Raw genomic sequence first — 12,002 nt, 5'->3', positions numbered from 1 at the left:
CGATGCTAGCTGGTTACACTATGATTATTGAGGTAGATTTGTATATATAATAGAGTATTCTCTAAAATTACTTATTTAATACTCTTGCTATAGTTTAAAGCTTTTTATCAATCTTGAAAATTCTGATTTAACTTCTCTTACAGCTCTTTCATTACCACTTACGGACATAGTGTAAACCGTATTGTTTGATTTATCTAATACAGCTAAATTGTAAATATGCTGTTTATTTCCAGGCACTGATCCTGTAAATATATATTCTTTATGAGCTAGTTTACCTTGATAGACTTTATCATCCTCACCTACCATAGTAATTTGTAAATCTGTATAGTTTGCTTTCAGCAAACCATTAACCGCTGAGCTGATAAACGATTGCCACTCTTGCTCAGAACCTGTGTAGCTTGCCCCTGACAGCTTTTGACAAATAGCATTTGAAGCTATTTTTACCCCACTGCTACTGTGTACTGCTAGCATTTGTTTTATGTATATACTGACATCTTTAGATGCAGGTATTACTTGCTGTTTTTCTTTAGCGTTAGTTACAAAATCTACATTTATTTCGCACTTAGAAGCAGAAAATGCCTGAGCCGAAAACAAACTGAATATACCTAACAATGTGTAAAATTTTCTCATTTATCTTTCCTATATTTAAAGCAGCTAAATATTATATGGTTCAATGTACATCTGGGAATAATCTAAATCTGAAGGGGGAGTTTAAGGTTTTTTTATTTTTATTGAAAGAAGTTATTTTAAGTTAGTAAATCACAAATTTAGTATACAAAAAACCCGGCTAAAGCCGGGTTTTATCTATCAGCTTAAACTGATATTACTTACGTTGTTGAGAAGTAGAAACTTCAGAACGACCGTCAGCACTTTGAACAGTAGCGTATGCGTTAACATCGCCTTTATCAGCATCGATGTTGAAAGTAACACTTAGTTTAGTAGCAGTATCAATTTTGAATAAAGTAGCAATATCAGTTTGCTTAACTTTAGTTACTGTTTTAGCAGCAAGCTTAGAACCTAAGTTAAGTGGACCGTATTCAGTACCATTATTATCAATCGCAGTAACGATAACGTCAGCTTCTTTTTTGCTTTCATTTGCAAAATGAACTGAAGTACTTGTACCTGTGTATAATACTGGGAAGTAAGGAACATTAATTACAGTAGCATCTAACTCCCATTTACCAGCGTCAACAGATGATGCAATGACTAGACCACCAGTAGGTAAAGTACCAGTACCAGACTCAGAAACAACTACAGCTTTCGCTGAAACATCACCTGTTACTGGGATTACTGCAGTACCATTTGTAAAGTCAATAGCAGTTTTAACAACAGCTTTACCTGTCATATCAGAATCAGCTAGTTCTACAACTACTTTTTTATCTGAGGCAGCAACAGTACCAATTGAATTCATAGCAACAGAAGTAAATGAAGTTACATCTTTAAAGTTACCATCAAAAGTAACATCAATTTTAGAACCTAAAATAGCTAAACCTAAAGTTTCATCATTTGAAACAGTAAAGCCTAAAGAATCTTTAGTTTGAGTTACATCGTTAAGCACCCATGATTTTTGCTGTTCACGCTCAATAACACCGTCAAGATCAGCTGTTACAACAAAACCATACTGAGATACTTCTTGTGCAATTACACCAGTACCAGTCTCGATAGCTGTTTTATCTGATTTAGCTGATGAGTAAGCTAAGTTTGAAGCACCTGATACTAAGATAGCATCAGTGCCAGTGTTAGGAGCAACTGCGAAATCATGCTTACCTAAGATTACACGGAAAGCAGAATCTGCTGATAAAGCATTACCTAAGTTTACGTCAAAAGTAATTTTATCAGTTTCACCTTTAGTTGCATTACCATCTGTAACTACAACGTTATCAAATGTGAAGCTACCAGTACCGTAGTTAAAACCAATATCACCACAATATGCTTTACCACCACCAACTACTTGAGTCACTGAACCTGAAGAACAGTTTAACTTAGATGTAAAAAACTCAACGTTTTTATCAAAATCTAAAGTGATAGTAGATGCTGCTGGGTGATTTTTATCTACAACGATATCAAAAGTTAAAGTTGTCGCTGTAGCAGAAACTTTAGCTGCAACACCTTCAGAAGAAAGTTTAAGAGGTGTGCTTGATACAGTTGCGGCTTGAGTTGCAAATGCACTTAAGATAGCCGAAGCTACTAGGGCTTTTTTTAAAATTTTCATTTTTGTTTCCATTCTCCAGTTTCATGAAACTGGCTTATTAAGACATTTAACAAGCCAAAATTATTAGATCCGGCAAGGAGTTTACCAGATCGAACATAAATTTAAGATTATTTAATAGCTAAGTCAAGTGCAAAAAACACCTAAGTAATGATTTTTTTTGCTGTTTAAAGGCATTCATTTTATTAATCTACAACATTTTGGCAACATTACTCAGCTAATTAGTGGTATTATCATATAGAATCTAATCAATGTCTAGACTGCTCAGTCATAATGTGTACATTTAACATACAAAAATTTGATCTAATACAATTTTTAACAATTGTTAATTAGAAAAGGCTAAAATTTAAGGTTTTCTAACCCTTTTATAAAGCTATCTTTCACTCTTTGCCAATCTTCTAAATTATGAATAATTTTAGGAGTTACTAGAATCACCAATTCGGTTTTATCTGTTTCTTCGCTATCGGTTCTAAACAAATGCCCTAAAATAGGCATATTCCCTAATAATGGGATTGATGTAGCTGACGTATTTTTATTTTCACTGATTAAACCGCCTAACATTACAGTCTGACCATCACCTGCAACAACTTCGGTACTGACTTTACGTTCAAATACAGCTGGAGACCCCTCTAAACTTGAAGCACTCGAGACATTAGAAATATTTTGTTCTATAGTCATAATCACAGTGCCTTGCGCATTAACTGTAGGTGTTACCATTAAGTCAACACCCGTTTTTCGGTATTGGATAGTAGTTGTTTCCCTATCACCACTGATGGGATCAGATGTTGTACTGCCTACAGTAGGTATATCATCACCCACACTTATATTTGCTGATACACCATCTCGTACTAATAATGTAGGTCGGGACAATACATTAACTAAACTATCAGTTTGATCTAAATTAAAGTTTACATTACCATTCATACCTACAACAGAATAAGCAAAGCCCCCTTTGCCTTTAAAACTAAAATTCTCAGTTCGACTACCACTAGGGCCATTTTTCACTGCAAATTCAACTCCTTTTGCAAAAGTACCAGCTAGCTTAACCTCTGCTATCACAACTTCTAACATCACTTGCTTAGGCATGACATCTAATTGACGAATAATAGGTTGCAACTCTTGGTAATATTTACCCGAGGAGTAAAAGATTAATGCGTTAGATCTATCATCAACAACTAAGCGCATATTATCACCTTCTACAGTTTGCACTGAGTTAGCTGATGCTTGATTTGCAGCCACATTATTTGAAGTGCTAGCTGATGTTGTTTTTTGATTTACTTTATTACCACCAGATAAACTACCACCAAGTAATGGTGCTAAACTTTGCCCTAAATCGGCAGCTCTAGCATATTTAGGATGATATATATAAAAACTTTGCTCAGCTCCTGTGGCTGGTTTATCAAGTTGTTCACGCCAATACTCTACTTTATTAATAATTTCATCGGCAGTTGCAAATACAACTATTTGGCCTAAATGTTCAATAGGTACAAAATTAATACTGCCACTACCAACAAATCTGCCACCTACTTTGATCCCTTGTTGTGCTAATAATAAAGTAACTTTTTCGATGAAACTTTCAGAATCAATATAATTAAAAGTTAATAGTGCTACAGCTTTATTATACACACTTGGGCTATCAAGCAATTTTACTAATGATAAGGCTCTAATAACTGTTTCCCTTTTACCTACAACAGTCAATAACCCTTGAACCTGATCTAAACTAACTTCAGCATCTACAAGCCTATTAAGTGTACTTCTAAGCCCTGGCGACATACCATATTCCACTGGTACTAACTGAATAATTTCACTTGATACATTTGGTACACTTGACTCTTCCCTGCCAAAACCAAATGCCTTTGCTGAGTTTTGATCGTCTTTTAATGCTGGGTGAATGTAAAAGATTCCGTCATTTAATGCGATATTAATATTATTCTGTGATAGTACTTGTCGTGTTAATTGAAACAACCTTTTACTAGTAATGCTTTCTTTAAGTTCTAGTGTTACGGGTACATTATTCGCTTTAACAGTCGGCTCAATTAAATATGACACTTGTAATAATTCACCTAAAGCATAATGCAAAAAGTCATTTAAAGGCAGTGAGTTAACCGACATTTGGTGTTTTTTATTGTTACTAAACTGATTGGCTAAATCAATTTCCAATTTCAAATCTTGGTTTGATTGAGAAAGCACATGTAAATGTTGAATGCCACCTGCATTAATATCATTTTGTGTTTCAGTCAGATTTTGCTCTTTAATTTCTGCTGTTTTTTGATCTAAATAAGACTTTTCAACATTTACTCGAGATGGAGCAACATCGGAATTCGGTCTCAAGAGAGAATTACAACCTGTTGTAGACAAAACAAGTGCTACCGTAAAGGCTAAATTATATTTTTTAATTTTATACATTATTATCACGTTCAAAAAGTTTAAATTCGATAGTTTTTTCGGTAGTTGTTAAGGTGATTTTATCAGAACTCACACTTGTTAATATCACTCCCGGGCTAATTTCGGTTCCTTGCGGCACCTGCTTTAATTGTTCACTTTTAGTTTTTAATAAAATAAATGGATTATCACCTGTTTTAAAAATACCTAATAACTGATATTTAATTCCTGCAATTGTCAGGGTAGGCAGCACTTTTGCTTTAATTTCAGGCTTTGCTTTCAAATCTGGTTGTAACACAGCTTTAGCAGCAGCTATTCTTTGTTCTTTTAAGCCATGCCATTGTTTTTCAATTTCAAGCTTATCTACAGCTGCCTTAGGCGGGATAAACATTGCCAATTCCATCACTGATTTTGTCTGTTTATTTTGTGAATTGTTAATGAAAAAATCACTACCAAATAAATAAAGTGTGAGCATTGACAATATTACGCTAAGCCACTTCATAAAGATTCCTCACCTAAATATTGCCACATAACTAACTCTAATTGAGCTCTAACTATACTAGAAGGGTCACTATCAATACGACGGCCGCCATAAAAATAATCGTTAACTCTAACTATAGGCTTTAAAGATTCAAGCTCTCGAGCCGCTGTTAATAAGCAGCTAGGTCCACCTTTAAAGCGCGCATCAAGCTGCCATCTACGAATATCATTTGATAAATTTTCTGAGCCTTGCCACCCAATTTGTTCAACTTCACAATTAGCTTCTTTTAAGCTAGTTTCAATTGCAGTTTGTGCTGTAAGTTTAAAAACAGCTTCATCTTTTTGTTTGTACAAAAGAGGTAAAAATTTAAACAAGTTAAGTTGAATTTTTCCTTGCTGTATTTCTAGCAACTCTTTTTGAGTTATTAAGTGTTCTACTTTATTAACTCTATTTTCTATTGAATTAGCTTTACTTTTTAACTCGGTTTGATTTTGCCATAAAGGCTCTATTATATAGTTTGCGATTAGTAAGGCTGCTAAAAACAATAAGTGGTGTTTAAATTTTATTAAATCCTGCATCATAAATCCCTCCCTAATTGCAGTTGAATAATAAAATAGTCTTGTCCTCGTGACTTTCTTACTGCACCATCAAATACAGCACTTGAAACTTGTGGTAACTTATTAACACCAGCCAAGACTTTTGATGCATTGTCCGCTATACCACGTAATATAATTTTCTCATCTCTTTTACGAAATTGATGAACTTCCATACCTTGTATCGTTGCTTGATGTACAATATCCCAACTTGGAAGCACTGCCTTATGCGTTTTAATTTCAGAATTTAGTAATTTAATCAATTCAGAGTGCTGATCTTGTTGCTGTTTAAAATTTAAAAGCTCATCAACAATTGACCCTTTAGCAGTAAGGTTATTTTCCAGTATATTATTTTTGTAAATTAAATAGCTATTAGTCGAAATTAAAAATAACAAAGCAGTTATCAATGGTGCCCAATATAATGCGTGCATTGATTTAGGCTGTATGAATAAATTAATTTTAAATGATGAAAGAGATAACAGTTTTTTTATAGGTAAATTTAATAATCCATTTTTCAACAGTTTTAAAAAATCTACTTCAGTAAATAATTTCTGCTCCACTGTATCTGATAATCCGACACTCATTTTAAAGGTAGTAACATTATTAACCATACCTTTACGATAAGCACTATGTGTCTTTGTATCTGTTTTAGCTAAAAACAACACTCCTGCAGGTGTTTCTAGTTCACAAATAAACCTATTGATATTTACTAAATCAAACAGCTCAGTTTCAGGGATCAAGATTGTTTCTGCTGGTAATAAGGTATTTAGTTCTGAAGAGAAAGTTATAGTTTTAACATCAAAACCATCATGCTCTTTATTCACAAAATATTGCTGAATAGGTGAAAAACCTGAGCTGACTTGCTTCTGCAAGTCTAATAAACTTTTCAGCTCTTTTAAACTCAATGCAGGATACAATTGCCAAGTTTCATTATAATGATGCCTAGCAACAATCATTACACTCTTTGACTTCTTTGTTGCTGATAATGCACTCTTTGAAAGTTCAAAAAATGTATCCGACACATAACCTATTTTGTTATATAACCAACTTTCTGTTAGTTTTGACTTTGATATAATATTTAATTTCACATGTTATTCCATTTTACACCAGTCAGTACAATTGGGTACATTATTGACCTAGGCCTACGTTCTACGATAAAACTTTTAACTATTCTTTGAGTTTCATTATTTGCTTCTATCGTAACAAACAGTTGGTTACCGGAAGAAAAAGAAATAAACTCATCTGAGTCCATTCCTGTTATTTGTACAAATCTTAACTCTGTTAATTTACCTTCTTCCCTTAATTCTATCACTTCTTTAACTTTTGAATCATCCTTTACAATTGATTTTAATATTGTCTCAGGTGAATTTAAGGGGTTAAAACCATTTACAAACTCAACCGAAAAGTACTTCTGCCATTGAGTAAATGTTAATGTATCAGCACCTTTAATATATTCAACCTCAGAAAGTGATTGCAAGTATCCATTTCTTGGCCCTTTTTGCTGTATGGAACGATAATAAGCTGATTCAGCACCATTTAAATGCTTTAGATCGTCTTCATCTTTCCAGTCCTCTAACGAATCTATAAATATATTTGTTTCTTCAATTGAAAGACCGAGGTCACTCAGCAAAGATTTTGTTATGGTTTTATCGATACTATTTAAACTAATTAAACCATTCAAATCTTGAATTGATATTTTTACATTCTCAGTAATAGAAAATTCTTTACCATAAAAGTTCCACTTTCTCACTATCTCATTTCTTGATGTTTTACTGACATATAAATGTTCAGTCAAAATAGTTTGTAATAAACGGGCCTCTGCATCCTCTATTTGTAAACGAAGTTTAAATGCATCATTCATCGTATGTGCAATAGCTGTTTGAAATTGAACAGTTTGAGCAATAAAAAGACTCAACAATGTCAATACGACTGAAATGATCAATACTTGAACTAAAGCGATACCTTTGTGAATATGCACTTTAAATATCCTCTCTTAAATACTTAATAAGAGCTCGATGTGAGTTTTCAGGAAGCATTAACTCTAAGTTTGTTTCAGTATTATTATGATGTTTAATATATAAATTTACTTTATTAGGTAAAATTCGATATTTTTCTAATTGATGATTTGTATACCAAATAGGCTTTATTTCATCATCAGTATTACCTGAACTTCCTTTATCATCTAATTCATTATTACTTAGTAACTCATCTAAATTTTGCCAACCAAAATAGCTAAAGCTTGCTGTATTTATATTATCAAGCAAAATTACTTCATGCTGCCATTCAATAATATCTGACTGCTCTAATAATAAGTAACCTTCTAAAGATGACTCACGATAAATAATTGATGATTCATTATTTTTAGATTCAACTTTCAATTCAACAATTGCTAAGCGATCTGTGAATATTCCCGAGTGACTTACAAAAAGTACTTTTTCTTTAGATGCCTGAAAATAAATTGCTGGTAAATTATTATCAGCTTTAATAATGTAAGGTCTAGTAGACTCTATCAATCTGTTTATTGAATCGAAGGCTAAAGCAGATTGAGTTTGTTGCCAAAATATATCTGTTCTTTTTTGCCAGTTATTTGTATACAAACCATAGGCATAATAGCCAGAAAACATTATTAACATAAGTAAGCTTGTTGAAATCATAAGCTCAATTAAAGTAAAACCTTGATTCTTTTTCACTTTTATTACCATGTAGCAACCTGAAATGAAAAACTCTGTATCTTGGTTCCTTGATTAGCTTGAACTAGTACCTCAAACATTCCGAATTGTGGCTCACTTTCAGTATTACTATCTTGCTCTTTTGGTTTAGGTAGGAATGAAATGCGTTCGGATTGCCAAGTATAATACATACCAAAAACATTTAATTCACCAGCTATATGAGTTTTCTTTTTATTTCTAGCTTGAGATCTTAAATCTAGTTTTATTGCTGAAATTACTGCAGGATGAATTTGAAAAAAACGAGCGGACTTTGCCGCTTTGTTAGCTGAAAAAGTTGATGAATTATACATTTCAGCTGCAAGTGCTAAAACTGAAAATAATATAATGGCTGAAATTAACACCTCAACTAAAGTAAACCCCTTTGATTTATTCATAAGGCTTAAACATTGGTTGGATCGGGAAAGTACGCGTTTGACCATTCCATATCACAGAATACTTAGCTGGCGAAATAGATGCTTTAGTTGAGATGATAAAATCAGTCATAACAAATTCTAATTGTTTAAAATCAACTGTATAAATTTCCCTATCTGTGTTCACTTTTATTTGCGAACCTTGTGCATGTAGTTGATAGTTATATCCACTATAATATGCTTGGTAACTTAAGCGTTTAAATAATTGCTCAACCTTTTCTAGTTCAACTTGCCTTTGTTGCTGATCGATACTCTTGGTGACTAAACCACCAGTTAGCGCCAGCAATCCACCCATGATTGCCATAACAACCATTAATTCAATTAAAGAAAAACCAAGTGTTTTTTTAAAATGCAACATCATTGATCGATACCATGCTCATCAACATAGAAATGACAATACCACCAACAAATCCACCCATGAAAATTAACATGATAGGTTCAAGCATCGTTGTGAGCTTTTGAATTACTTGCTCTAAGTCTGCTTTACTACGAGTTGCAACCTCTCTAAATACCCGGGGTAATCTTCCTGTTTCTTCTCCTACTTTTATTATTGATAAAAAGAAATCAGGAAAAATTCTTGTTTTAGCTAACACTTGACTTAATTGCTTACCAGATTTTAGCTGCTTGAGGGCAAGTTTAGCATCACGTTTTAATTCTTCATGTTTTAATGTATCTGATGTAAGTTCAAGTGTTGTATCTAGCTGCAACCCGGCATCCAACATCATCGCCATTGATTGCGCAAAACGAATTCGCTCTGCCGTTAAAATAACTTTACCAATACCTGGTATATGAGATGCCTTTACATAAAACCAGTTTTTAACCTCCGGCTTTTTAAATGCATAAGCAAGAGATATAAGCCCTGCAATTACACCCCCAATTATAATTGTTTGATAATCGACAAAAAAACTACTCACTTTGATTATAACTTGGGTATACCAGGGAGCTTGGGTCAAATCTGTAAATATACCAGCCATTTTTGGTACAATAAATGTCAATACAAAGTATACAGCCATGATACATACAAAAAAGATAACAGAAGGGTAAGTTAATGCTGTTGTGATTTGGGAGCGCAATTCTTTTTGGAACTTAAGATCATCAGCCAAGCGATTTAATACTTCAGGCAAATTACCTGATGTTTCACCTATTTTTAATAAACTAATATATAAAGGGCCAAATAACTCTTCGTGATCTGCAAATGCTGCACTTAATGAAGCACCCTTTTTTAAACTTGATGATATTTGATTTAAAAGACGACTTAATGAAGGGTGCATATTAGATGCGCGAATAATATCTATCGCTTTATCAACTCTTACGCCACTTTCTAGTAATAACGCCAATTGGCTTGTAAAGAACTCTAACTGATCTAAAGTCACAGTCTGAGAAAAAAGATCTAATAAGCTTTGTCGATTTGAAATTTGATTAATCGCCATTGCATTTAGCCCTTGCTGAGCTAGGCTTTTCTGTGCTTCTAATTTAGATAAAGCTAAAATAACCCCATCGTGACGAGCACCTTGAGAGTCTATCGCTTTATATTCAAACTCAATCAACCTGCAACCCTTAACACTTCGTCTATTGTGGTCACCCCAGAGACTACTTTATAAAAACCATCCTCTAAGAGGTTTCTTCTTTTTAATTTAGCATTATGCGCTTTAGCATTAGGAATAAACAGCTCATTTTTAGGGATTGATTTAATTTCATCATCACTTCGTAAGTACTCATTAATAGCAACTCTTCCCTTATAACCAGAATTATTACAATGCTCACAACCTACGGCTTGTTTGATATCTAAATGTGAAATTCCTGCGTCGTCAGCTATTTGTTGTAATGGGTATTTTTTCAATAATTCTAGGGAATTATCTGCTGGCTTTGCACAATGCTGGCATAAACGACGTGCTAATCGTTGTGCTACAACAGATACTAATGCGGCATTAAGTAGAAACTCTTCCACTCCTAAATCGAGTAAACGTGTATAAGCACTAGCGGCATCATTAGTATGGACAGTACTAAATACTAGATGCCCTGTTAATGCTGACTGTAATGCGATACGTGCAGTTTCTGCATCTCGAATTTCACCTACCATGATAATATCAGGATCTTGCCTTACTATTGAACGTAAACCCGCCGCAAAGTCAAAACCAATTTCAGCGTTTACTTGTACTTGATTTACTCCTTCTAGTTGATACTCAACAGGATCTTCAAGGGTAATAATTTTTACATCAGGATTATTTAGCTCATTTAAAAAAGTATAAAGTGTAGTAGTTTTACCTGAACCAGTTGGCCCAGTTAATAAAATAACACCTGTAGTTTTTGCTAAATCTTGCTGGATAGATGTTTGTGTATCTGCTGATAAGCCAAGAATAGACATATCATAGCTTATAGAATCTTTAAGTAAAAAGCGTAAGACAATGCTTTCGCCTTCATTAAGAGGTAAAGCTGATACTCGTATATCTAGTTCTTTATTCGCGATCCGCATTTCAATTTTACCATCTTGCGGGCGTCGTTTTTCGGCAATATCCATGCCTGATAATATTTTCAGCCTAGTCGTAATGGGTAATTGCATTTTAGGCGCTAAAGCATCGACTTCATGTAAAACACCGTCTATTCGATACCTAACTCTAAATCGGCCTTTATGAGGTTCTAAGTGCATATCGGATGCACCACGGGCAAGTGCCTTTGTAATTAATGTATTAAGTAAATTAACCGTAGGTGCTTCAGATGCTAACTCTCTTAATCTAGCTTCTTCATCATCTGTTAATTCAGTATTTTCTTCAGCATTATTATCAGTCAAACTCTGAATTTCAAAAAAATAAGGCTGCAGCTGTAACTCAGTCGCTATCGATAAATTAAATGGGGTAGATTGCTGCTGAAGGAATTGTATTAGCTTCAAATCTAATGGATCTTTACAAACAAGCTCCCAACTTTTCTCAGTTCCTTTTATTAGTAAGCAATCAAAAGATTTTAATTTCTCAATCGTGTTTAGAGATATATTAGGAACGGACCAATCTGGATAATCTTCAGATTTAAAAAGAGGGTATGATAATAGCATGCTATAAAATGGTGCCAAGTTATCCTCTGTTAGACAGCCCATATTTACTAAAATCAACTCTAATCTACCATCATATCTTTGTTGATATAATTTAGCTTTATCTAAATCTGTAGAGCTAACTGAAAACTCCTCAATTAGCAGTTTATCCATTT

At 33.6% G+C, this 12,002-nt stretch carries 12 protein-coding genes; all 12 read right to left on the bottom strand.

What is annotated here, in order from left to right:
• Positions 1–87 precede the first annotated feature (87 nt).
• The 12 genes from PSA_RS04330 to PSA_RS04275 all read right to left on the bottom strand — a co-directional run bounded on the left by PSA_RS04330 (position 88) and on the right by PSA_RS04275 (position 12,000).
• Positions 88–630 carry a hypothetical protein gene (locus tag PSA_RS04330; RefSeq protein ID WP_042150688.1) on the bottom strand — a complete coding sequence of 181 codons (543 nt, stop codon included), beginning with the start codon at positions 628–630 and terminating at the stop codon, positions 88–90.
• A gap of 193 nt (positions 631–823) precedes the next feature.
• Entirely contained in the window at positions 824–2,212 is a 1,389-nt protein-coding gene (locus PSA_RS04325; RefSeq protein ID WP_042150686.1) for a hypothetical protein, read from the bottom strand.
• Positions 2,213–2,548: 336 nt separating this feature from the next.
• Positions 2,549–4,615, bottom strand: a complete 2,067-nt coding sequence (locus PSA_RS04320) for a secretin N-terminal domain-containing protein (protein ID WP_042150685.1) — start codon at positions 4,613–4,615, stop codon at positions 2,549–2,551.
• Positions 4,608–5,093, bottom strand: a complete 486-nt coding sequence (locus PSA_RS04315; RefSeq protein ID WP_042150683.1) for a hypothetical protein — start codon at positions 5,091–5,093, stop codon at positions 4,608–4,610. The genes PSA_RS04320 and PSA_RS04315 overlap by 8 nt, the downstream gene beginning before the upstream one ends.
• Positions 5,090–5,653, bottom strand: coding sequence for a hypothetical protein (locus PSA_RS04310; protein ID WP_059364742.1), 564 nt, complete (start codon positions 5,651–5,653; stop codon positions 5,090–5,092). The genes PSA_RS04315 and PSA_RS04310 overlap by 4 nt, the downstream gene beginning before the upstream one ends.
• A complete protein-coding gene (locus PSA_RS04305; protein ID WP_042150679.1) occupies positions 5,650–6,753 on the bottom strand; it encodes a hypothetical protein in 1,104 nt (367 codons plus the stop codon). The genes PSA_RS04310 and PSA_RS04305 overlap by 4 nt, the downstream gene beginning before the upstream one ends.
• Positions 6,750–7,643: a general secretion pathway protein GspK gene (locus tag PSA_RS04300; RefSeq protein WP_042150677.1), complete on the bottom strand. Its 894-nt coding sequence runs from the start codon at positions 7,641–7,643 to the stop codon at positions 6,750–6,752. Before PSA_RS04300 ends, PSA_RS04305 begins: the two co-directional genes overlap by 4 nt.
• 1 nt (position 7,644) lies before the next feature.
• Positions 7,645–8,355: a PilW family protein gene (locus PSA_RS04295; RefSeq protein ID WP_193216555.1), complete on the bottom strand. Its 711-nt coding sequence runs from the start codon at positions 8,353–8,355 to the stop codon at positions 7,645–7,647.
• A gap of 5 nt (positions 8,356–8,360) precedes the next feature.
• A complete protein-coding gene (locus PSA_RS04290; protein ID WP_042150673.1) occupies positions 8,361–8,768 on the bottom strand; it encodes a prepilin-type N-terminal cleavage/methylation domain-containing protein in 408 nt (135 codons plus the stop codon).
• The gene (locus tag PSA_RS04285) at positions 8,761–9,165 is read right to left on the bottom strand and encodes a type II secretion system protein (RefSeq protein WP_042150671.1); all 405 of its coding nucleotides are present in this window, start codon (positions 9,163–9,165) and stop codon (positions 8,761–8,763) included. The genes PSA_RS04290 and PSA_RS04285 overlap by 8 nt, the downstream gene beginning before the upstream one ends.
• Positions 9,149–10,351, bottom strand: a complete 1,203-nt coding sequence (locus PSA_RS04280; RefSeq protein ID WP_231665219.1) for a type II secretion system F family protein — start codon at positions 10,349–10,351, stop codon at positions 9,149–9,151. Before PSA_RS04280 ends, PSA_RS04285 begins: the two co-directional genes overlap by 17 nt.
• A complete protein-coding gene (locus PSA_RS04275; RefSeq protein ID WP_042150719.1) occupies positions 10,348–12,000 on the bottom strand; it encodes a GspE/PulE family protein in 1,653 nt (550 codons plus the stop codon). Before PSA_RS04275 ends, PSA_RS04280 begins: the two co-directional genes overlap by 4 nt.
• Between the last annotated feature and the right edge of the window lie 2 nt (positions 12,001–12,002).

This window comes from Pseudoalteromonas sp. '520P1 No. 423' (assembly GCF_001269985.1).
Lineage (GTDB): Bacteria > Pseudomonadota > Gammaproteobacteria > Enterobacterales > Alteromonadaceae > Pseudoalteromonas.
Note: the sequence above shows the minus strand (reverse complement) of the source record. Positions and strands in the feature narration are given on the sequence as shown.